The 23,456-nt window shown below is 43.6% G+C and carries 16 protein-coding genes and 1 tRNA gene; 4 read left to right on the forward strand and 13 right to left on the reverse strand.

Annotated features, from left to right (window positions below):
- The 4 genes from BLL41_RS10795 to BLL41_RS10810 form a co-directional block, all read right to left on the reverse strand.
- The coding region (locus tag BLL41_RS10795) for a non-ribosomal peptide synthetase (protein WP_141770199.1) at positions 1-2,999 on the reverse strand (2,999 nt) is incomplete at its 3' end.
- 373 nt (positions 3,000-3,372) lie between these two features.
- Positions 3,373-4,848, reverse strand: coding sequence for a D-alanyl-D-alanine carboxypeptidase/D-alanyl-D-alanine endopeptidase (gene dacB, locus BLL41_RS10800; RefSeq protein WP_071577847.1), 1,476 nt, complete (start codon positions 4,846-4,848; stop codon positions 3,373-3,375).
- A 33-nt stretch (positions 4,849-4,881) separates the two neighbouring features.
- Positions 4,882-5,859 (reverse strand): aldose 1-epimerase, encoded by a 978-nt coding sequence (gene galM, locus BLL41_RS10805; RefSeq protein WP_071577848.1) that lies wholly within the window; start codon positions 5,857-5,859, stop codon positions 4,882-4,884.
- Positions 5,860-5,992: 133 nt separating this feature from the next.
- A complete protein-coding gene (locus BLL41_RS10810; RefSeq protein ID WP_071577849.1) occupies positions 5,993-7,384 on the reverse strand; it encodes an MATE family efflux transporter in 1,392 nt (463 codons plus the stop codon).
- A 283-nt stretch (positions 7,385-7,667) separates the two neighbouring features.
- Here BLL41_RS10810 and iseA point away from each other — a divergent pair, with 283 nt between their 5' ends.
- Positions 7,668-8,213 (forward strand): DL-endopeptidase inhibitor IseA, encoded by a 546-nt coding sequence (gene iseA, locus BLL41_RS10815; protein WP_069839363.1) that lies wholly within the window; start codon positions 7,668-7,670, stop codon positions 8,211-8,213.
- An 89-nt stretch (positions 8,214-8,302) separates the two neighbouring features.
- Here the strand turns inward: iseA and BLL41_RS10820 are convergent.
- The 3 genes from BLL41_RS10820 to BLL41_RS10830 all read right to left on the reverse strand — a co-directional run bounded on the left by BLL41_RS10820 (position 8,303) and on the right by BLL41_RS10830 (position 9,519).
- Positions 8,303-8,375, reverse strand: a tRNA-Arg gene (locus tag BLL41_RS10820).
- 52 nt (positions 8,376-8,427) lie between these two features.
- The gene (locus BLL41_RS10825; RefSeq protein WP_071577850.1) at positions 8,428-8,973 is read right to left on the reverse strand and encodes a site-specific integrase; all 546 of its coding nucleotides are present in this window, start codon (positions 8,971-8,973) and stop codon (positions 8,428-8,430) included.
- A gap of 315 nt (positions 8,974-9,288) precedes the next feature.
- Positions 9,289-9,519 (reverse strand): excisionase family DNA-binding protein, encoded by a 231-nt coding sequence (locus BLL41_RS10830; protein ID WP_003231472.1) that lies wholly within the window; start codon positions 9,517-9,519, stop codon positions 9,289-9,291.
- A gap of 184 nt (positions 9,520-9,703) precedes the next feature.
- Here BLL41_RS10830 and ggt point away from each other — a divergent pair, with 184 nt between their 5' ends.
- Positions 9,704-11,467, forward strand: a complete 1,764-nt coding sequence (ggt, locus tag BLL41_RS10835; protein ID WP_071577851.1) for a gamma-glutamyltransferase — start codon at positions 9,704-9,706, stop codon at positions 11,465-11,467.
- A 126-nt stretch (positions 11,468-11,593) separates the two neighbouring features.
- Here ggt and yofA read toward each other — a convergent pair whose 3' ends face one another.
- Positions 11,594-12,451 carry a LysR family transcriptional regulator YofA gene (gene yofA, locus BLL41_RS10840; protein ID WP_071577852.1) on the reverse strand — a complete coding sequence of 286 codons (858 nt, stop codon included), beginning with the start codon at positions 12,449-12,451 and terminating at the stop codon, positions 11,594-11,596.
- A 128-nt stretch (positions 12,452-12,579) separates the two neighbouring features.
- On the opposite strand from yofA, the gene BLL41_RS10845 reads away from it, so the two are divergent.
- Positions 12,580-13,569, forward strand: coding sequence for a zinc-binding dehydrogenase (locus BLL41_RS10845; RefSeq protein ID WP_071577853.1), 990 nt, complete (start codon positions 12,580-12,582; stop codon positions 13,567-13,569).
- A gap of 59 nt (positions 13,570-13,628) precedes the next feature.
- On the opposite strand, the gene gltD is transcribed toward BLL41_RS10845, so the two are convergent.
- Positions 13,629-15,110: a glutamate synthase small subunit gene (gene gltD, locus BLL41_RS10850; protein ID WP_071577854.1), complete on the reverse strand. Its 1,482-nt coding sequence runs from the start codon at positions 15,108-15,110 to the stop codon at positions 13,629-13,631.
- Positions 15,111-15,126: 16 nt separating this feature from the next.
- Entirely contained in the window at positions 15,127-19,689 is a 4,563-nt protein-coding gene (gltB, locus tag BLL41_RS10855) for a glutamate synthase large subunit (protein WP_071577855.1), read from the reverse strand.
- Between the two features lie 146 nt (positions 19,690-19,835).
- Here gltB and gltC point away from each other — a divergent pair, with 146 nt between their 5' ends.
- On the forward strand, positions 19,836-20,738 hold the full coding sequence (gene gltC, locus BLL41_RS10860) for a glutamate biosynthesis transcriptional regulator GltC (RefSeq protein WP_071577856.1): 903 nt from the start codon (positions 19,836-19,838) through the stop codon (positions 20,736-20,738).
- A gap of 49 nt (positions 20,739-20,787) precedes the next feature.
- Here the strand turns inward: gltC and proB are convergent, their stop codons facing one another.
- The 3 genes from proB to rtp form a co-directional block, all read right to left on the reverse strand.
- Positions 20,788-21,903: a glutamate 5-kinase gene (gene proB / locus BLL41_RS10865; protein WP_071577857.1), complete on the reverse strand. Its 1,116-nt coding sequence runs from the start codon at positions 21,901-21,903 to the stop codon at positions 20,788-20,790.
- Entirely contained in the window at positions 21,900-22,793 is an 894-nt protein-coding gene (gene proC, locus BLL41_RS10870) for a pyrroline-5-carboxylate reductase (protein WP_083428001.1), read from the reverse strand. The genes proB and proC overlap by 4 nt, the downstream gene beginning before the upstream one ends.
- 147 nt (positions 22,794-22,940) lie before the next feature.
- The gene (rtp, locus tag BLL41_RS10875) at positions 22,941-23,309 is read right to left on the reverse strand and encodes a replication termination protein (RefSeq protein ID WP_003220337.1); all 369 of its coding nucleotides are present in this window, start codon (positions 23,307-23,309) and stop codon (positions 22,941-22,943) included.
- Positions 23,310-23,456: the final 147 nt, after the last annotated feature.

Consider the following 23,456-nt stretch of genomic DNA (forward strand, 5'->3'; position numbering starts at 1 on the left):
GTTGCTTTTAAGGAATGTCCCCCGCGGTCAAAAAAGTTGTCGTGAATCCCGACAGGGCCGTTTTTCAGGACGTCCTCCCACAGCTGGGCAAGCTTCATCTCGGTCACATTTCTTGGCGCTGTGTAGGCCTCTGCATCTGCCGCTCCGCCAGGAGCTGGCAGGGCGTTCCGGTCCAGCTTTCCGCTTGGCGTAACCGGCCACTGTTCCATCTCGATCATATAGGCTGGGACCATGTAGCCCGGCAGCCGTCTCTCAAGCTGCGCCCGCACTTCGTTTCTCGGGAGCCCTTCTATATAAGCGCATAATTCCGGCTCGCCGCTGTCTGTCCGTACGGTAACGGCCGCCTCCCTTATGCCTTCTATGCTTCTAAGCGCCGCTTCAATTTCTCCGGGCTCAATCCGGTAGCCGCGGACTTTCACCTGATCATCCGTGCGGCCGAGGAATTCCATATTCCCGTCAGGGAGCCAGCGCGCCACATCTCCTGTTTTGTACATGCGTTCACCCGGGTAAAACGGGTCCTCAAGAAAACGCTCCTCCGTTAAGCTCGGCCGATTTAAATAGCCTCTAGCCACACCCGCTCCGGCAATGTACAGTTCTCCGGAGACACCGATAGGCTGTACGGCTAAATGCGGATCTAAAACATACAAACGCGCACCGGGTACGGGCTTCCCGATCGGAATCCGCAAGCGGTCCCTGTCCCGCTCTGGGTCCAACACGTAAAATGCCGCGTCAACCGTTGCTTCTGTCGGCCCATAGCCATGGATCAGCGATACCTCCGGCAATAAAGAAGCAAATCGCGCTGCCACACGGGGTGCAAGCGGTTCACCTCCGGCGAATACACGCTTCAGGCTTGTCCCGTCACCCAGTGTTGCGATTTCCGCTTGATCGAGAAAACTGTTCAGCATAGCCGGAATAAAATGAGCCGTTGTCACGTTTTCCTGATGAATAGCTTTGACGATCAATGTGGGGTCTTTTTCCCAGCCAGGCGGAAGCAGATACGCCGAAGCGCCGGAAAGGGTCCACCAAAACAGCTGCCAGACAGACGCATCAAAGGAAAAAGAGGTTTTCACCATGACAATGTCATCTTTCGAAAGCGGAAACTGGCGCTGCATGCCGGTCAGAAAAGAAACAGCCTGGCGGTGCTCGACGGCTACCCCTTTTGGCTGCCCGGTGGAGCCCGACGTATAGATGACATAAGCGAGAGAACCGCCGCTAACAGAAGCAGACACATGACGTTCTGCTTCTTCTCGCGCAAGAGATGTCATGTCAACTTCAAGCGTCTCTCCGGAAAAGCTCGGTGCGGAACATCCCGGCTGCGTCAGCAAGAGCGCTGCCCCGCTGTCTTTCAGCATATAGCTCAGCCGATCATCCGGATATGCAGGATCAAGCGGCAAATACGCCCCGCCAGCTTTCAATACAGCAAGTACAGCGATCAGCATGTCAGGTGACCGCTCAGACAGGACACCGATGATGCTTTCCTTCGAGACGCCGCGTGCCGCAAGGCGGGCAGCCAGCCGGCTGGCATACATGTCGAGCTCAGCGTATGTCAGCGAACCGCCTGAAAATCGAATGGCCAGCCGCTCCGGTGTGAAAGCTGCCTGTCGCTCAAACAGCCCATGCAGGGTGAAAGCTTTAGGCGAAACAGCTTCCGTCTTGTTAAACTCATACAACAATTTTTGCTTTTCTCTTGTATTCGTCATATCTAATTCTCTTATAAAGCTGTGCGGATGTTGAAGGGCGTTTTCCAGTATGGTAAGCAGATGAGATTGTATTCGTTTCATATCCTCAAGAGAAAACAAGGTATTTTGATAGTCGAAATTTAATTGAATGGTTCCATTGTCTATCCGTTCTTGTATTTGAACTGAAAGTTCGTTCGCGGTGTATCCGCTGAAATAAAGCGCTGTTTCGTAGTCAAAATCATCTGCATTGTGCCACTGAAGTGGCTGATACTGCATAGATATACCGATAAGGTTGTGTAAATCCTTCTGTTCATTTCTTAATTCATTTACAAGCAAATTATAAGGAAAGCGTTGATGACGCATAACGGAAAGCTGTTCCCTGCCTATTTTACGGACAAAGGAAAGAAAATCTGTGTCAGGATCAACTGTTATTCTGATTGGAAGAGAACTAACGAACATGCCAAGCATTTCTTTTTCAGCCTTTGACCCTCTGTTGCCATAGTAGGTGCCAATGGCAAGATCTTTTTTAGAAGTGATTCGGCTGATGCATATGTAAAATGAAGCCATAAATAAGGAAATGATATTGATCTTATGTTCTTCGCAGAAGATTCGAATCGTTTGCTCTAGATGAGGTGAAAGAATGATGGTGTCTCTGGATGCAGATGTGCTTTGTTTTTGTAAGGACGTTTGGCTGGCTAACGAGTGGTATTCCAACGGGTGCTCAAAGGTTTGCGTCCAAAATAAACGGTCCTTTGCAAAACGTGAAGATTGTAGATATTGACTCTCTTTTTCAATGTAGCTCAAGTAAGAAGGTTCCGGCTGATCAGGTAAAGGATCTTTCTTTTTCATTTTTTGATAAAGATCTATAATTTGATTTCCCATCACGTTTAAAGAGATTCCATCCATTATGATGTGATGGAATTTCGCGAACAGCCAAACTTCATGAGAGTCAATTCTAAGGAGGTAAAATTGATAAAGAGGTGAGTTGAACAGTTTAAATGGAATTCTCGCTTGATCTTGTATCCATTGCTCCATTTCTATCATTTCAACATTTGAAAAATCTATTATTTCAAGTGAAGTATATTGATATTCAGTAAGGTGCAGTCGCGGTTCAGGCTCTTCTCCTTCTAGCAGCTGAAACCTAATGGCATCGTTGCGGGAGACGGAATGATTCAGTGCTTCCTCTAGGGCCTCAAGATCAATATTGCCTCTGAATTTCACGCAGGCGGTGAGATTGCAAATGCTGGTGCCTGGCTCCAGCAGTTCGGTAAACCACACTCTCCTTTGGGCATGGGTTAAAGAATAAGTATGTTCGCTCAACGGATTCCCTCCAGTTCTCATAATAAGAGGATAAGAAAAAGTAGAAAAAAGTAGAAAAATGACAATAAAAGAAATTATATGTCTGTATAATCCATATATGCACTATATTAACGGATATTTTTTAAAGTACAATAAAAAATATTAAATTTTTATAACATTTTTTTGAATATAGTATTATTTCTTTATTTTTAGTTTCTTTTTTTATCAAATTTTCGGATATAAAGTGATAAAAGTATGGTTTCACGTAAGGTCTTTACACACTATTTTTTGATCAAACTAATTTGCTTTTGTGCATAATTTTTCCAATATTTGACAGGGAGTTGTTACAGACATAAAAAAACCTGTTTTCTCTTGGAAAACAGGCCTGACACTATTATTGATTTGCTAAAATGACAGCAATTTGATCCTCAATATCTTTTCCATCCTCTTCATCAATCAATCCGTTTAGCAGAATAGAGAAGACAAGCTTTTTTCCGCTCTTTGTTTCTGCGTAACCGGATAGAGAGCTGACCGTACTTAGCGATCCGGTTTTTGCCCTTACTTTTCCTTGTGCAGGAGTATCTTTCATGCGGTTTCTCAGCGTTCCGCCTACCATTCTGTCAGGATTGCCTGCAACAGGTAAAGAATTTAGATAAGCCGAGAACCAACTCTGATCTTGAATGTCGTATAACAGCTGTGAGAGTTGATCTGAGGATACAGCATCAATATGTGAGATTCCTGATCCATCCCTTAAGACGAGTGATTTGGAATCAACACCAAATTCCGGAAGCGTACTGTTTAACACTTCGAGCCCCTTTTCCCAGCTTCCCTCTCCTTTTTTCACTTTCCCCATCTCTTTTACGAGTACTTCTGCATGTCCGTTATTACTTAATTTCATGAACGGCACAAAAAGTTTCGATAAAGGCATTGAGCGATGAGCGAGGAGCACGTCTGAAGAACCAAGTGCTTCACCCGTCTTGACATCCCCTTTCACAGTAATTCCTTGTTTTTTTAGTGACTGCTTAAATAAATCTAAGGCATATCCGGCAGGCTCCCAGACAGAAATCCATTCCTTTGTCTTGTTTGCGTCAACCGGTACGCTCCCTTCAATTGTAATCGTGTTTGTTCCATGCTCTCTTTCGATCGTGAGGTCTTTCTTTGAACCGGGCTCCGTCGTTTCGGCATCATTCTTAATCGTTATATAATCGGTTTTCGGAGAGACAGAAACAGCAGGCTTTTCCCCTTCTTTTTTATTTGGGGTGACCTCAACAATCACAGTGCCTGCATCATAGTCTTCATTCGGAGACGCTGTTAGTGCGGAGATTGGCGCGCCGTAATAAGTGTATTCATCACTCCAAGGCATATCAGGTGATAATCGCATGTCATCATACCACGTATCATCGCCGATCAGATTGCCTTTAATTACTTTTACGCCGGAATGTTTCAATTTCTCAGCCATTTTGTCAAAATCAGATGGTAAAAGTGTCGGATCTCCCTTCCCTTTCAAATAAAGGTTACCATTCAGCTTTTTTCCTTTCAGTGTGCCGTCCGTCCGTACCTCGGTTGTAAAAGAATAGTTCTCGCCAAGGACAGAAAGTGCCGCGGCCGCTGTCAAAAGCTTTAGAGAAGAGGCGGGCCTCATTCGGGTGTCTCCTGAATGTTCATATAGAACAGCACCTGTTTCCGCAGAGCGAACGGTGATGCCGGCCATTGCGCCTTCGAGTGCAGGATGATCAGCTAAAATCTTATCGATCTGCCCGGAAAGTGCACCTTGTTTTTCAGCGGCAAGCGCAGCCTGATGCATATAAGGTACCGAAGCAACGACGAAAAGCAGTAAAACAGCAACATAAAGCTTTATGCTTTTTTTCATTAATTTCCCCGCCTCTCTGCGCTTCATCATTGGCTATTGATGATTCAGTTCAATGGTGATACTGCTTTTAGCTGTCGTTTCTTCTCCCGGCTCCAGCACTTGTAAACCGGTGAGTGATGAAGGTAAATCAAGGTTCACGGCGTTTGTCACCCATGTGTAAGGTTCAGGGCATAAATACCCTTGTTTTGCGTCCGCATTGTATACAACCCAATGTTTAAACTGTGCATCTGCCTTATAAATAATGCTTATATGTGCATGCTGATGATAAATGACTGCCTGATTTTCTCCGCCTCTCTTCTGATAAGAAGATAAAAAGACATCATCCAGTTGCTTGTGGCGCAAATCTATTCCTTCATGCAAAGCTTCTTTATGCGGTACATCCATCAGCTCCCCGGTCGGCAGCAAGCGTTCATCCAATTCCCATTGCTGATCTGCTGTCAGGGAGAATAACGAGCTTTCTGCCGGAAATACAAATGTAGTATGATAACCAATTCCCCAAGGAAACGCTTCCTTTCCTTTGTTCATGACCGTCGCATGTTTAAATAGGGTATTCCCCTTGATCGTGTATGTCATCCGAACGACGGCATGATGAGGAAATTGCTTATACACATGGGGAAGCTCAGAAAGATCAATTTCTGTTTCAACAATCACTTCTTCATCAGTTTGCTTCGTGGTCACGACATTCCACTTTTCATGGTAAAGAAACCCGTGAAGATGGTTGTGTTTATCCTTCTCGTTGATATCAAAATGATACGTTCTGCCCCGGAAACTGAATGTACCGTCACTTATGCGGTTAGGCGGAAACAAGATTGGAATGCCATACAAGGTTGGTGTATCGTGAAAACCTTCTGCTGTTTCCGGTTCACGCAAAAGCTGGACTTTTGTTGTTTTGTCCACGAGTGAAATGACGTTGCTCCCCCACTCGGGGACAACAATCATTTCTAGATGTTCGTTGCCCGCTTTGATGGCCGGCGTTCCCAAATACGTGATTTTTTCAATAAAGTTTGCCATGTATACTCAACCTCTCCTTGATTCATTGCTAGTATAAGAATTCAATGTACTGTGCCATATTTCCTCCATTTTATGTTTCCCCTATCAAATAAAAAAACACCGTTCAAACTCATGAACGGTGTGATTCGGGAGGCTATTGGATGAGACGTGTGATCTGTTTCTTTTTCCACACGAATTGATAATACCCATAAATCAACAGCAGGCTGACAGCAAACGCAGCCGGATAGCCAACCCAGACGCCGAGTATTTCAAGCTTTGTGTAGTGAGAAAGGACGAAGGCGACAGGCACCTCAACTCCCCAGATCGAAAATATACTGATAACGGTCGGCCATAAAACCGTTCCGCTTGCCCGCATCGTTGCAGAAATGATTTGGGCATTTCCAAACAGTAAATAGCTCCACAATGTAATCATCAAGAGACGGTGCGCAATGTAAAGTGTCTCTTGCTCGGTTAAAAATAACGCTAAAATCTGGTGTGAAAAAACATAGATCAAAATGATCAGTACGCCGCCAATGATATAATTCAGCCAAATCCCCACGCGAATGACCTGCTTTAAGCGGTCAAATTCGTTCGCGCCAATCGATTGCGCAGCGAAAATAGAAACCGCGATACCAAGGCTGACGGCCGGCATTTGTACATAGCTGGCCACCTGGTTGACCACTCCGTATGCAGCTGTTGCATTAGAGCCGTAATGATTGACGAATGAAATAACCGCTATCTCTGATAATGAGACAAGAATCATATTGATGCTTGCTGGAATCCCAAGACGCAGCAGGAGAGCCAGCAGTTCCTTATCCATTTTCAAATAACGTCGCACTGTTTTATCAAATTGCAGCGGGTGTTTTCGTTTTCGTAAATATACCATTAACACGAGAAAAGTCGCAATCGTGGAAATGACAGTTGCATATGCCGAGCCGTATATGCCCAGTTTCGGAAGACCAAACATGCCAAGGATTAAGACAGGCAAAAGCGAGATGTTGATAACAGTACTCACAATAAGTGTATAAAACGGTGTCTTGGAATCTCCTGTTCCGCGCAAAAAGGTAGTATATGCAAAATATAAAAACATAAACGGCATAGCGTAAAATAAAATACGTGCATAGTTAGCGCTGACATGAATGACATTTTCTGGCGTGCCCATTAAACGAAGGATATCCAGGGTGAAAATACTGCCGATGACGGCTAACACAACGCCTAATAAAAATGTAAACGTGAGCGTCGTCCCGACTACAGCCTTTAGCCGTTCTTCATTTTTCGCCCCATAGGCTTGTCCGATCAGAATCGAGCTTCCTGAACCAATCCCAATCGTAAATGAGATTAAAAGAAAAAATAACGGGAAAAAGGATGATACAGCTGCCACTGCGTCAACACCGAGCCATCTGCCTACAGCCATCATCCCGACAAGCTGGCCGACTGATTGCAACACATTGCTCAGCAGAAGAGGCACCAAAAAGAGTGACATAGACCGCCAGACTGATGGTTTGCTTTTCTTTTGAGTTACATGAGGTTCTTGTGATGTTTCCATATTGAAGGACTCCTTTATTTGAATTCGTTTTGAACATGCCCTCATTTTTTGACAAAAACAGGAGATGCAACATGTTATTATTCATCACTGTATATATGAAACCCTTCCCGATTCTTCTCATTTTACACATCTTTTTAGCTTATGAAGAATAAACTACCAAGTAATGGCGTATTTTTGCGAGTAAAAGAATAAAAAATAATTTATGCAAAGGTCTTGTAATCTGTCCGTAATTATTGTAACATTTGTAACATAAGAGAAAGAGATTTTGAAGGAGAGAGCGATAATGAAAAAATGTCTTCTATTTCTAACAACCATTGCACTTATTCTGTCATTAAGCACAAATGCATTTGCGAAAAATACATCAGGCGATTTATCACAAAAACAAGCACTGCAGCTGGCGTTATCCGCCAGAGAACATTTTTGGAACACAATGAGCGGCCACAATCCAAAGGTGAAAAAAGCAGTTTGCCCATCAGGCACATTTGAGTATCAAAATCTTCAATATGTATACATGTGCAGTGATCTAGGCACTAAAGCAAAAGCGGTGAATTACCTAACTCCTATTTTTACAAAAACAGCAATCGAAAAAGGCTTTAAAGATTATCACTTCACTGTTTCAAAAGGAAAACTTGCTGTTCCGATCGGTGACGGAGACAACCTTTTAAATTGGAAAAAATCAACCGCTAAACTGATTTCTAAAAAAGGCGGCACAATCACTTACGAATTTACCGTTCCTACTTTAGACGGATCCCCTTCTGCAAAACGGAAAGTGACATATGTCAAAGAAAATAAAAAGTGGAAAGTCAATCAATTTGACGCAGTTATATAAGAAAAACGCCCTGCATAAGCGGGCGTTTTTTATTTGGCATAAAGAAAGACAACAGGCGAAAAGTGCCTGTTGTCTTTCTGTGAATATAACGCTCTAGGAGAGATTCGAACTCCCGACCTGCAGTTTAGGAAACTGCTGCACTATCCGCTGTGCTACTAGAGCTTTTGGTATTTATATAGTAGCTCTGATGATCAATATTTTCAAGCGATTTGTATTAAAGCCCTCCAAAAACCTTATATGCGGCTCTTGTCGTATCTTCATCAATACCGATATACCGCATTGTAATTGAGGGTGATGAATGATTCAGTATTCTCTGCAGCTCGGCGATGTCTTTCGTTCGCTGATAAAAATGATAGCCAAACGTTTTCCTGAGTGTATGCGTCCCTATCTCCTCAAGTCCGCACGCCGCAGCGGCCTCTCTTAAAATTCTGTAGGCCTGAATGCGGGAAATCGGCTTTCTGGTCCGCACAGATTTAAAAAGATAGTCGTTTTCCTTCATATCTTTCGTATACTCATATATTTCCTGTTTCAGTGACTCTAAAATAAGAATCTTTCTTTTCTTTTTCGTTTTGCTTTCAGTCGCCCATAAATGATCTTTATTTTTAACGTCCTTCACTTGCAGCGGCAGAATATCAGAAATGCGGAGCGCGCTGTTGATGCCGAAAATAAACAGAAAATAATCCCGTTTGTTTTTGTTAAGCAAATACTGTTTGACTTCTTGGATTTTCTCTAAGCTGCGAATCGGCTGTACAATATGCATCAAAAAACTCCTTAAAAACCATTATGTAACGTTTTGAGGTCTATGTTACTATTATAGCTGAAAAACGTTGAATGTCAAAGTGCGGCGGCATTTATGTAACATAATATACATAGTGTTACATAATCGTGTGAGTAAGCTTATGTAAACCTTCTTCCTTTTAAATGAGCCTTAAAGGCTCTTATAAAGCTTTTAATCTCTCAGATACTTATCACTCTAGTTGTGATCAAAAAGCCTCTTAAAACGAAATCTGACGCTCCGGATTTTTCAGCGTTTCTGAAAAAACATACAAAAAAAGACACAATTTCAAATTGTGTCCTAATCTTCATCCTTTACATCAATATCTTCCGGGATTGGTTCATTTAATATTTCCTGCACAAGTGCTTTGTAATTCTCCAGCTGTTCGAGATGCGTTTTGAACTGCTCCTTATAAATCAAAAATTGCTCCCCGTCATGAACTGCCCTGATTTTCCCTTCAAGCACCAAGCTTTTAATATAATCCTCTGAAAGATTTGTATATTCTGCTGTTTCTTCAATCGTTAAATACATATAGCAGTCCCTTCTTAATCCGTATGCTGATTCTAATATAGCACATGGCTCATATCAATATAATCAATTTTGCACAGAAAAACGGCTTTATGTACTATATAATATACCATTTGTCACTTGTGAAAACGCTGTAATTTTTTTACGCTAAGATTGTAACAATACAGCTTCATATAGGAGGGAGAACATGAAAAGAACGTGGAACGTCTGTTTAACAGCTCTGCTTAGTGTCCTGTTAGTCGCTGGAAGTGTCCCTTTTCACGCGGAAGCTAAAAAACCGCCCAAAAGCTACGATGAGTACAAACAAGTAGATGTTGGAAAAGACGGCATGGTTGCGACCGCACATCCTCTTGCTTCTGAAATCGGTGCTGATGTGCTGAAAAAAGGAGGAAATGCCATTGATGCAGCTGTCGCTATTCAATTCGCACTCAATGTAACAGAGCCGATGATGTCAGGCATTGGCGGCGGCGGTTTTATGATGGTGTATGATGGAAAAACGAAGGATACAACGATAATCGACAGCCGTGAGCGTGCTCCAGCAGGCGCAACCCCTGACATGTTTTTGGATGAAAACGGCAAAGCAATTCCTTTCTCTGAACGTGTGACAAAAGGTACTGCCGTTGGTGTTCCAGGCACGCTGAAAGGGCTGGAAGAAGCCTTGGATAAATGGGGAACCCGTTCAATAAAGCAATTAATTACCCCTTCTATTAAACTCGCTGACAAAGGCTTTCCGATTGATTCAGTGTTGGCAGATGCCATTTCTAATTACCAGGAAAAGCTGTCACGGACAGCTGCAAAAGATGTATTTTTGCCAAATGGCGAGCCGCTTAAAGAAGGCGATACCCTTATTCAAAAAGATTTGGCCAAAACGTTTAAACTTATTCGCTCCAAAGGCACTGACGCTTTTTATAAAGGAAAATTCGCCAAGGCGCTTTCTGACACTGTCCAGGATTTCGGCGGATCAATGACGAAAAAAGATTTAGAAAATTACGACATCACAATTGATGAACCGATTTGGGGAGACTATCAAGGCTATCAAATCGCCACTACTCCCCCTCCAAGCTCCGGTGGTATTTTCTTATTGCAAATGCTGAAAATACTTGATGATTTTAACCTTTCACAATACGATGTCCGCTCATGGGAGAAATATCAGCTGCTTGCCGAAACGATGCATTTGTCTTATGCCGACCGTGCGTCATACGCAGGTGATCCCGAATTTGTAAATGTTCCTCTCAAAGGCCTGCTTCACCCCGATTATATTAAAGAACGCCAGCAATTAATCAACCTAGATCAAGTGAATAAAAAACCGAAAGCCGGTGATCCTTGGAAATACCAAGAAGGATCAGCAAACTATAAACAAGTCGAACAGCCGAAAGACAAAGTTGAAGGCCAAACAACCCACTTTACAGTTGCTGATCGATGGGGAAATGTAGTTTCCTATACAACAACAATCGAACAGCTATTCGGAACGGGTATTATGGTCCCTGATTACGGTGTTATTTTAAACAACGAATTAACGGATTTTGATGCAATACCAGGCGGAGCTAACGAAGTACAGCCGAACAAACGGCCTTTAAGCAGCATGACCCCGACGATTTTATTTAAGGATGACAAGCCTGTCCTCACGGTTGGATCTCCTGGCGGGGCCACAATTATTTCATCCGTTTTGCAAACCATTCTCTACCATATAGAATACGGTATGGAATTAAAAGCGGCTGTTGAAGAGCCGAGAATTTACACAAACAGCATGAGCTCTTACCGTTACGAAGACGGAGTTCCTAAAGACGTCCTCAGCAAGCTGAACGGCATGGGCCACAAATTTGGCACAAGTCCGGTGGATATCGGAAATGTGCAAAGCATATCGATTGACCATGAAAACGGCACCTTTAAAGGCGTAGCTGATTCAAGCAGAAACGGCGCAGCGATCGGCATTAATTTAAAGCGTAAATAAAAAGAAAAAACTGTACTCGCTTCAATTGAGTACAGTTTTTTTATGCACATCTTTAAAACAAAAACTGATAAACGGCTTTATTCTGCTAATGCAGTGTATCAGACCAGAAATCCAACACGTCTATCTTCATCTTTTCATTTCGTTTATCTCATCAAGAAATGTCTGAAAAGCACTCGTAATAAAAAAGTCTTTCCTGTATATAAATACGATCTCTACGTCTTGATATGCTGCTGGCAGTTGATAAATCCATACATTCGTACGATGCTCGGAGCAGTCAACAGCGGACCTTGGGAGCAGCGCCGTACCCATCCCGGCGGAAACTCCTTTTATAATCGCCTCCAATGTGCCAAACTCTATGATTTTTTGATTGGGTATGCCTGCTTCCTTCAGTAATCTTTTGACCCTGTCACGATGAGAACAGCCAGCCCCAAAAAAGAGCATCGGCTGCTGAAGCATATCCTCGGCCGTCCCTTCTCGTGATGAAATCAAAACTAATTCATCATGGGAAACATGGATTTGTCTGACAGCAGTGTGCTCAACCGGTCCATATACAAAAGCGCCATCAACTTTATGATCAAGAACCTGTTGAATCAGATGATGCGTATCAGCTGTGTTCACCGATAGATCTACATCAGGAAAACGTCTGAGGAAGGAGGCTGCATGTTCGGGCAGATGCGTTACCGCCGTCGTTTCTAGTGAGCCGATCCGCAAAGGCCCTTTCGGATGCCGACTCATCTGTGCCGATTTTTCAGCTTCGGCTAACAGCAATAATACTTGATCAGCATATTGCAAAAGATTTTCTCCCGCAGCAGTCAGCTTCATCCCGCGATTCGTCCGATGAAAAAGCCTGATATTCAAATCTTCCTCAAGGTTATGTATTCTGGCTGTCACATTCGATTGAACATAATTCAGCATTTGCGCTGCTTTCGTTATGCTTCCTTCACGAGCAACAGCCTGAAAAATCTTTAAATCTCCGCTTTCCATGGGCTCTCACCTTCTTGCTATGATTAAAAGTGATATTGGCTATCATATTTGTTCATTTTACTCGAAGAAAACTGCTAAGTAAAATATGTAAAGATATGAAAATACAATTCAATGAGGAGGAAGACGGCATGAAAGCTGTAATTCACAATGGAACAACCGGACTGCAAGGATTATCATTTCAAAACGTCCCTGCGAAAAAGCCTGGATATGGAGAGGTAAAAGTAAAATTAAAATCTGCGGGTCTGAATCATCGTGACCTGTTTCTCATGAAAAACAAATCTGAAAAAGATCCTCACATGATACTCGGTTCTGACGGCGCCGGTCTCATTGAAGAGATTGGTGAAGGCGTGAAAAATGTTACTGTTCAAACAGAAGTCATCATTTTCCCGACATTAAACTGGGAATTGACAGAGAATGTTCCGCCTGTACCTGAGATTCTGGGAGGTCCTTCTGACGGAACACTTGCTGAATATGTGATCATTCCTTCACAAAATGCAATCAAAAAACCTTCTTATTTATCTTGGGAAGAAGCGGGCGTTTTACCTTTATCCGCTTTAACTGCATATCGGGCCCTGTTTACAAAGGGACAATTGAAAAAAGGCGAGCATCTATTGATACCCGGAATTGGAAGCGGAGTTGCAACCTACGCTTTATTGATGGCTAAGGCGATTGGGGCAACAGTAAGTGTGACGTCCCGCAGTGAGGAGAAAAGAAAAAGGGCGCTGCAATTAGGTGCTGATTACGCATTTGACAGCTACAGCAATTGGGATGAACAGATGCAGGGAAAAAAGGCTGATGTTGTTCTTGACAGCATAGGCCCTGCCCTCTTTTCGGAATACTTTCGTCATGTAAAGCCGAATGGCCGCATTGTCAGCTTTGGGGCAAGCTCAGGGGACGATCTCAGTTTTCCGGTGCGTTCTCTATTCTTTCCGCAGATCAATGTTTTGGGAACCTCGATGGGAAGCGGTGAGGAATTTCACGATATGCTTGTTTTCATTGAAAAACATAAGCTGAGACCTGTAATCGACCGCACATATCCTTTAGAAAAAGCATGTGATGCATATAAAAGAATGCAGGAAGGCAGGCAGTTTGGAAACATTGGGATCGTAATGGAATAAAAAAAGAAACCGGCTGGCAGCCAGACCGGTTTCTTTTTTTATATGATAATCCCCTTTATTTACGGAAGAACTGAACTCCCCATCAAATACCGATCCACTTCGCGCGCTACTTCACGGCCTTCATTAATCGCCCATACGATTAAGCTTTGGCCTCTTCTTGCATCCCCTGCGGCGAATACGCCATCGATATTTGTTTGATAATCCCCATATGCTGCACTGATTTTGTTGTTTACAGAATCCACACCGAACTGTTTCAACAGCGGCTGTTCTGTGCCTTCAAAGCCGATAGCGATAAAGACAAGCTGAGCAGGCCATACTTTTTCAGTTCCAGGCAGCTCGCGGAACTCGTATTTTCCATGCTCATTTTTCACTTTTTCCATTTGGATGGTATGGAGCTCCTTCAGCTGGCCATTTTTATCCGCGACCATTTTTTTCGTTTGAATGGAGTATTCCCTCGGATCTCTTCCGAATTTTGCTGCCGCTTCTTCATACGCATATTCAAGCGTAAAGACGTGCGGCTGTTCAGGCCACATATTGTCATTCGTGCGGGCTGGCGGAAGTTTTGGGTGTTTGCCGAATTGATGCACGCTTTTGGCTTTTTGTCGCAGAGCAGTAGCCACACAGTCAGCTCCTGTATCTCCGCCTCCGATTACGATGACATCTTTCCCTTTGGCATCAATGAATTGCTTGTCTTTAAAATTAGAATCTAAATAGCTTTTTGTTGCGAGCGTCAGGTAATCCATCGCGTAATGGACTCCTTTTGAGTCGCGCCCTTCAATTAAGAGGTCCCGCTGCTTTTGAGCGCCTGTGCACAGAATCACAGCATCAAATTGCTCCTTTAGCTCATCCGCTGTAATGTCAACACCGATTTCTGTGTTCGTGACAAAATCAATTCCTTCTTGCGTCAGTAATTTAATTCGGCGTTCTACAATGCCCTTCTCAAGCTTCATGTTTGGAATGCCGTATGTTAAGAGGCCGCCCGCTCTGTCTGATCGTTCAAAAACAGTGACGGAATGCCCCGCTTGATTCAGCTGGTCAGCACTCGCGAGTCCGGCTGGGCCCGACCCGACGATGGCCACTTTTTTGCCTGTTCGTTTTTTAGGAATTCTAGGTTGAATCCAGCCGTTCTCAAATCCTTTGTCGATAATGGTTCGCTCGATGTTTTTAATTGAAACGGCCGGGTCTGAAATCGCTAATGTGCATGATCCTTCACAAGGAGCAGGACATACCCGCCCTGTGAATTCAGGAAAGTTGTTTGTTTTCAACAGACGTTCCAATGCTTCTTTCCATCTGCCCCGGTAGACAAGATCATTCCATTCAGGAATTAAGTTGTAAATCGGACAGCCGGATGTAAATCCGTTAATGTCCGCACCGATCTGGCAAAACGGTGTACCGCAATCCATACACCGCGCCCCCTGCCGTTTCGATGCTTCTTCTGAAAAAGGAGCGGAATATTCTTTCCAATCCTTTAAGCGAGTGAGAGGGTCCCGCTCAGCAGGTTTTTCTCGTTTGATCTCCATAAATCCAGTTGGTTTCCCCATGTTCCTCTCCCCTTCCTTACTGTACTACCGCTTGTTTTTGTCCATCTGCTGCTGTATTCTGCTTCGGCTTCGTGTTGGCCTCAAAAGCGAACATGATGGCTTCTTCTTCTGATAAACCCGCAGCTTTTTGCTCTTCGATGCTCGCAAGAATTTGTTTATAGTTTTTCGGAATGACTTTAACGAATTTTTTCACGCTGTCTTCCCATTGAGCAAGCAGATCTTGTGCTTTTTGGCTGTTTGTATACGCAGCATGTCTTTTAAGCATTGCTTTGATTTGCTGGATTTCTTTCTCATCCTCTAATGATTCAAATAAAATCATCTCAAGGTTGCATTTGCGTTTAAAAGCTTTGGCATCTTCAGCCAATACATAAGCGATTCCGCCGGACATACCTGCCGCAAAGTTTTTGCCTACATCACCGAGAACGACAACGCTGCCGCCAGTCATGTATTCACAGCCGTGGTCGCCGATGCCTTCTACAACTACATTCACACCGCTGTTCCGAACGGCAAAACGTTCACCAGCACGTCCGTTAATATATGCTTCTCCGCTTGTCGCACCGTAAAAAGCAACGTTGCCGATAATGACATTGTCATCCGAAGCAGAGTTGAATCCTTCTGGTGACTTGACGATGATTTTTCCGCCAGAAAGCCCTTTTCCAACGTAATCATTTGAGTCTCCGTCCAAATAAAGTGTCATTCCTTTAGGAACGAAAGCTCCAAAGCTTTGGCCGGCTGATCCGGTAAAGTGCAGCTTGATCGTATCTTCAGGAAGCCCTTCTTCTCCGTAGCGCTTAGAGATCTCACTGCCGGTTATCGTTCCGGTTACACGATTTGTATTATTGATTTTAATCAATATATCAGCTTCTTTTCCAGATTCGATGGCTTCTTGTACTGCCGGGAGAATCGTTGTGATATCAAGCGATTGATCAATTTTATGATTTTGCGGTGATTGGAACGTCCGCACGCCTTCAGGCTGATAAAGAAGTGTAGACAAATCTAGCTGGCTTGCTTTCCAGTGCCCCTTCGCCCGTTCACTCACATGAAGTACATCAGTGCGGCCGATCATTTCATCAAATGTCTTGAAGCCTAACGCAGCCATGTACTCACGAACTTCTTCAGCAATGAACAGCATATAGTTCACAATATGGTCAGGATCCCCCATGAACTTTTTGCGAAGATCTGGGTTTTGTGTTGCTACACCGACAGGGCATGTATCCAAATGGCAGGCACGCATCATGACACAGCCGAGTACAACTAACGGAGCCGTTGCGAAACCAAATTCTTCTGCACCGAGCAAGGCAGCCATCACAACGTCGCGGCCCGTCATGAGTTTTCCATCCGTTTCTAACACAACACGGTCACGAAGGCCGTTCAGCATTAATGTTTGATGCGCTTCTGCAAGACCAAGCTCCCATGGCAGCCCTGTATGTTTAATACTGGTTTTCGGAGAAGCACCTGTACCTCCATCGTAGCCGCTGATCACAATGACATCTGCAGTCGCTTTGGCAACACCTGCAGCAATTGTGCCTACACCTGCTTTTGACACCAGCTTTACGCTGATTCTTGCGTCACGGTTGGCATTTTTCAAATCGTGGATCAGCTGGGCTAAATCCTCAATTGAATAAATGTCATGGTGAGGAGGAGGTGAGATTAAACCGACACCTGGTGTTGACCCTCGGACATCGGCAACCCATGGATATACTTTGTTGCCAGGCAGCTGCCCGCCTTCACCCGGTTTAGCGCCTTGAGCCATTTTAATCTGCAGCTCCTCAGCATTGACAAGGTAATGGCTTTTGACACCGAAACGTCCTGATGCAATTTGTTTGATCGCACTTCTTCTATCATCGCCGTTCACATCTGGAACAAAACGTTTTGGATCTTCTCCGCCTTCACCGCTGTTGCTTTTTCCTCCAAGACGGTTCATTGCGATGGCTAAAGCTTCGTGTGCTTCCTTACTCAAGGACCCAAATGACATCGCACCCGTTTTAAAGCGTTTGACAATCGATTCAGCCGATTCAACCTCTTCCAACTTCAAAGGCTTGCGGTTTCCGTCAAATGCGAACAAGTTCCGCAAAAATCCGATGCGTTCTTCATCTGCCGCTTTTGTATACTGTTTAAACAGATTGTAATCATTTCTGCGGCAAGCCCATTGCAAGGTATGAATCGTTTTCGGGTTAAACGCATGATGCTCTCCGCCATTTCTCCATTGGAAGTCACTTCCCGGTTCAAGCGTTTTGCTGTAATCATCCTGATACGCTTCCCGGTGACGGCGTTGCGCCTCTTCTGCAATTGTTTGTATATCGATGCCGCCGAGTTGTGATGCAGTACCTGTGAAATAGCGATCGATCACATCACGGCTGATTCCTACCGCTTCAAAAATTTGGGCGCCTCTGTAGCTTTGTACAGTTGAAATCCCCATCTTGGACATCACTTTTACGACACCTTCAGTAATACTTTTTCCATATTTGCTGACAGCTTCTTCATAGCTGATATCCAAACGGCCTTCATCAATTTCCTGCTTGTAGGTCGCATAAGCGAGGTAAGGGTTAATCGCATCTGCGCCATAACCGATTAACGCTGCAAAATGATGCACTTCACGTGCTTCTCCCGATTCCACAATAATGCTGACTTTCGTACGCAACCCTTTGCGGATTAAGTGCTGGTGCAGCGCGCTTACTGCCAGAAGAGGCGGAATTGGTGTCAGGCGCTCATTCATCTTTTTGTCTGATAAAATTAACAGGCTTACACCTTGACTGATGGCTTTCTCTGCCTGTGTGAACATGTCCTTTAATCCGCGTTCAAGATCCTCTGAAAACAGCACATCGATTTTTTGGCTTTTTAAATCAGGGTGAACAATCGTTTTCAATGCGTAAAACTGTTCATTGGATAAAACAGGTGTATACAGTTTAATCCGGCGAACGTTTCGTTCACTTGGGTGAAGAAGATCGCCTTCCGCACCAAGCCAGGTCATGGTTGAAGTGACAAGCTGCTCACGAATCGCGTCGATTGGCGGGTTCGTTACTTGTGCAAACAGCTGCTTAAAGTAGTTAAACAGTGACTGCGCGCGATCGGAAAGTACAGCAAGCGGCGCGTCATTCCCCATTGAACCAAGGGGGTCTTTGCCTTCTTTAATAACAGGAATTAGATATTTTTGGATATCCTCAAATGTGTATCCGAATGCCTTCTGGCGAGTTAAAAGATCAGTAAATTGTTCTTCCTCTCTTGATTCCGGATCAGGATTCACTTGTACAAGCTCTTCTTCTAGCCATTTTTGGTACGGATATTCAGTTGCAATTTGTGTTTTGACTTCTTCATCGGAGATAATTCGGCCTTCTTCCAGGTCGATTAAAAGCATTTTCCCAGGCTCAAGGCGGTTTTTATATAAAACGTTCTCCTGTTCAACGTCAATAACGCCTACTTCAGATGAGAAAATAATATAATCATCTTTTGTGACATAATAACGGGCCGGACGGAGACCATTCCGGTCAAGGATTGCGCCGATTTGTTTTCCGTCAGTAAATGAAATAGCTGTTGGTCCGTCCCAAGGCTCCATCAGAGAGCTATGGTACTCGTAAAACGCTCTTTTTTCCTTAGACATATGCGTATTTTCCGTCCAAGGTTCAGGAATGAGCATCATTGCTGTATGTGCCGGTTTGCGTCCAGCCATCACAAAAAACTCAAATGCGTTATCTAAAATGGAAGAGTCACTGCCGTCAGCATTGAGAATCGGCAAAATCTTGTTTAAGTCCTCACCGAAGCTTTCAGATACAAATTGTTGCTCACGTGCTCTCATCCAATTGATATTTCCGCGAAGGGTGTTAATTTCACCGTTGTGAACCAAATAACGGTTAGGATGCGCTCTTTCCCAGGTAGGGAATGTGTTGGTGCTGAAGCGTGAATGAACAAGCGCAAAAGCTGAAACGAATGCTTCATCTTGCAGATCAGAATAAAACGCATCAACCTGCTCAGGTGTTAAAAGGCCTTTGTAAACAATGGTCTGGCTTGAAAGACTGGCAAAATAAAAATCAAATCCTTCCGTTACACCCCAGTTTTCAGCCTGTTTACGAATGACATACAACTTCCGTTCAAAAGATAAATTGTCCTTTAGATCAGAGCTTGCGCCGATAAATACCTGACGGACAAACGGACAGCTTTTTTGCGCAACTGTTCCGATTTTTCCGACATTTACAGGTACAGTTCTCCATCCAAGAACGACTTGGCCTTCTTGTTCAATCAGTGCATTGATTTTCTTTTCAATTTTTTTTCTTTCCTCTTCTTTCTGTGAGAAAAAGACCATTCCTACCCCATAACGTTCTTTTTCCGGCAGATTGATGTCTTTGCACTCTTTTCTAAAGAAAGCATCAGGGATTTGAACCAGTAAGCCGGCTCCGTCTCCTGTATCCGGATCACTGCCTTGGCCTCCTCTGTGGTCCAGCTGGCAAAGCATCTTAAGTCCTTGTTTAACAATCTCGTGAGTCTGCTTGCCCTTTAAGTGTGCGTATAGGCCGATTCCGCATGCATCATGTTCAAATTCAGGACGGTAGAGACCTTGAGCTTTTGGCATTTGATTGTACGTCATAATTCCTCTCCCCCGATCAATTTCCGATAATACCGGTCATAAAATCTAACAACTCTATAATCATTGTAGGTTTTCAAAACGATATAAACAATATATAATTTAGATCAAAAGAATCTCAAAATGAGATAGATGGATGTGAGACAAACATGGAGTTGCGCCAACTGCGTTATTTTATGGAGGTGGCTGAAAGAGAACACGTTTCAGAAGCCGCTGATCATTTGCATGTGGCCCAATCAGCAATCAGCAGACAAATTGCCAATCTTGAAGAGGAATTAAATGTGACCTTATTTGAACGTGAAGGGAGAAATATCAAACTCACGCCAATTGGGAAAGAATTTTTGATTCATGTGAAAACCGCAATGAAAGCCATTGATTATGCAAAAGAACAAATTGATGAGTATCTTGACCCGCACCGCGGAACGGTAAAGATCGGCTTTCCTACGAGCCTCGCCAGCCAGCTTTTGCCGACTGTCATATCAGCGTTTAAAGAAGAATATCCGCACGTCGAATTTTTGCTGCGCCAAGGCTCCTATAAGTTTCTGATTGAAGCTGTCAGAAGCCGCGATATTGATCTAGCCTTATTAGGGCCGGTGCCGACGAATTTCTCTGACATAGCGGGAAAAATTTTATTCACTGAAAAAATTTACGCGCTTGTTCCATTAAATCATCCGCTCGCTAAACAAAAAACGGTTCATTTAATCGATTTGCGCAACGATCAATTTGTATTGTTCCCGGAAGGATTTGTACTCAGGAAAATGGCAATCGATTCCTGCAAACAAGCCGGCTTTGCTCCTCTCGTTTCAACGGAGGGTGAGGATTTGGATGCTATCAAAGGATTAGTGTCCGCAGGAATGGGCGTAACCCTTCTGCCTGAAAGTACGTTTGCTGAAACAACACCTCGTTTTACTGTGAAAATTCCAATTGAGTTCCCTCAAGTGAAACGGACTGTCGGAATCATTAAACCAAAAAATAGAGAGCTTGCGCCTTCTGCGAATGATTTTTATGAGTTTGTCATTCAATTCTTCTCTAAGCTGGAGCAGTATCAATAAAAAAATGAACCCGACCTTCTTTATAGAAGCTCGGGTTTTTTGCTGCAAATTAATTAACAGGCAAAGTAAAATCCACATGGCAAACAAATGCTTCTTGATCAATTAGCGCTTTGTTGATCAGTTCTTTCTTCTTTTCTGGTTCTTGAAGCTGCACAGAAGAATAATTAACGATTCCAAGCCCGATTTCTGTTCCTTGTGAATCCATTAGCCGAACAACTGAACCGCTTTTGAATTTTCCTTTAATCTTCTGTACACCGTCCAGGTATAAGCTCGATTGCCCATTTGTTATTTTTTGTGAATAATCGTCTGATAAAATCATTTCACCTTCCGGGCCGGAATTAAAAGCGATCCATTGCTCCTTTCGATTCAACGGAAGAGTTCCTTTTGCTTCAAAATAGGTGCCTTCCGCCTCTTCACGAACAGCATGGTATAAAATATCTCCGGCATCTGCCTGACCGAGAAAACCTTTAATGCCGGAAGCCATTACGATTTTAAATGCATCAAGCTTAGACCGCATGCCGCCGGTTCCGACTACGCTCCCAGTGTCACCTGCGCACAATTCCATGTCAGGTGTTATTTCACTCACCCGCTGTATCCTTTTCGCTTTTGGATTTGTGCGCGGATTGCCGTCATATAACCCGTCGATATCTGATAAAATCACAAGCATATCTGCATCAATCAATCCAGCGACTTTTGCTGCGAGCGTATCATTGTCGCCAAACTTGAGCCGATTGACTGTAACTGTATCGTTTTCGTTTATGATCGGGATGATGCCGCGCTCGAGCAGTACATTCAATGTATTCCTGACATTGTTATACCGATTTTCATCAGAAAAATCGCTTCTCGTAATTAAAATTTGGGATGCGACATAGCCGTGTGCCAAAAACAGCTTTGAATAAGCTTCCATCAGCAATCCCTGGCCGACTGAAGCTGATGCTTGTTTTTCTGGAAGCTTCTCGGGTCTTTGGATAAATCCGAGCTTCCGATATCCCGCCGCTACTGCGCCTGAGGAAACCAAAATCACTTCATATCCGGCGTCTTTGAGTTTGACGACCTGATCGACCAACGCTTCTAATTTTCGAATGCTGATTTCTCCATGGAGGCTTGTTAATGAACTGCTTCCAATCTTCACAACAACTCTTTTCATGCTAGTATCAGGCGTCACTTTATCACTCCTGATAGCGGCGCTGCTGTTTTTTCAATATCTTCGCTGATTTCCTTTGAACGCTTAGCCGCATGCTTTATCGCTTGAGAAATCGCTTCTCCGCCGCCGTTCTTTTTCAAGGCTTGCAGCCCCGCCGCTGTCGTTCCGTTCGGTGACGTGATATTGTCTCTCAAGATTTCGGGATGTTCTCCTGTCTCCATGAGCATTTTTGCTGCGCCTAATAGCGTCTGTGCTCCGATGCTTCGAGATAACTGTTTATCAAGACCCGCTTCCTCACCTGTCTTTTCAATAAATTCCATTAAATAATAAAAGTACGCGGGACCGCTGCCTGCAATTCCGGTGAATATGTCCATTTGATTTTCTTGAATTGTATAGACTTCGCCCATACATCCGAGCAATGCTTCGGCCAGCTTCTTCAGGTCTTCTGACACATACTTGCCAAGGGCAATAGCTGTTGCAGAAGCGCCGATCATACTGGAAGTATTGGGCATCACTCTGACAATCGGCTGTTCATTAAGCAATGATTGTTCAATAAAAGAGGTGGTTATGCCGGCAAGGACCGACAATATTAATTGATGGGGTTGGATACGTGATTTTAGGGATGACAGAGCGTTTTCGGCGTCTTTTGGCTTCATTGCCAAAATGAGCACATCCATGTCTTCAATACATAGTTGGTTCGGCAAGGCGCCTTTGATTCCATATTGAAGTTCAAGTTCAGTTAATCGCTCTGTATTGCTGCGGTTTGTAACGCAGATGTTTTGTTTCGGGATTTTGTTGGCACGAACGATACCTGATATCATTCCTTCCGCCATAGATCCTGCTCCTATAAAGGCTAGTTTCTTTTGATCAAAGATCGGTAACATCTCCTTTGTTCGCTTTTTTGTTCGCATTTTCACACGTTATAAATGTTACCACGTGAGGAAATGATGTCAAGTTTGAAGGTCATCATTGATTTGTATTGTTTCTTTTCGACAAATATGTATAATGAAAAGCAGAAAACACCCGGTACACACTGCTGCGCCGGGTGTTTGTTTCTATTAAAAATTATCTGAGAGAGCTTTTTCAATCAGTTTTTTACAGCGGTCCAGCTCAACTTTCAGCTGTTTTTTATATAGTTTGGCAGCTTCGTAATCTTTAAATTGATAGAGGACGACTTCCTGCAGCTTAGCCCCTTCTTTTTTTACTTTAATTTGTTTTAGTATCCCGTCATCAAGAAGCTCATGCAAAGAACGGTATACTTCTGTATGATTTGGTTTAAAACCAATCTCTTTAAATTCAGACCGAAGTACTTCAAGCAGCTTTAATCCATAGAGTCTCTCTTGCTCTGTCATTGTTATCATATAAAGCTTCAAAAATGCACGCTGTTTCACTAAAAAGCCAGTTGAACTCCTTTTTTCTTCTTTCATGATATGCACTCCTTCTTCTGTCACTGACAACACTATGTACTAAATATTCAATTTTCTTTTATTGTTTTCCTCCTTAATATTAAAGACTGATTGTCCAGTCATCTCATGGTTGCTGATTATAGGTGCAGGGGAAAAATAAATGGACAA

The organism is Bacillus sp. FMQ74 (assembly GCF_001875785.1).
Taxonomy (GTDB): Bacteria; Bacillota; Bacilli; order Bacillales; family Bacillaceae; genus Bacillus; species Bacillus stercoris.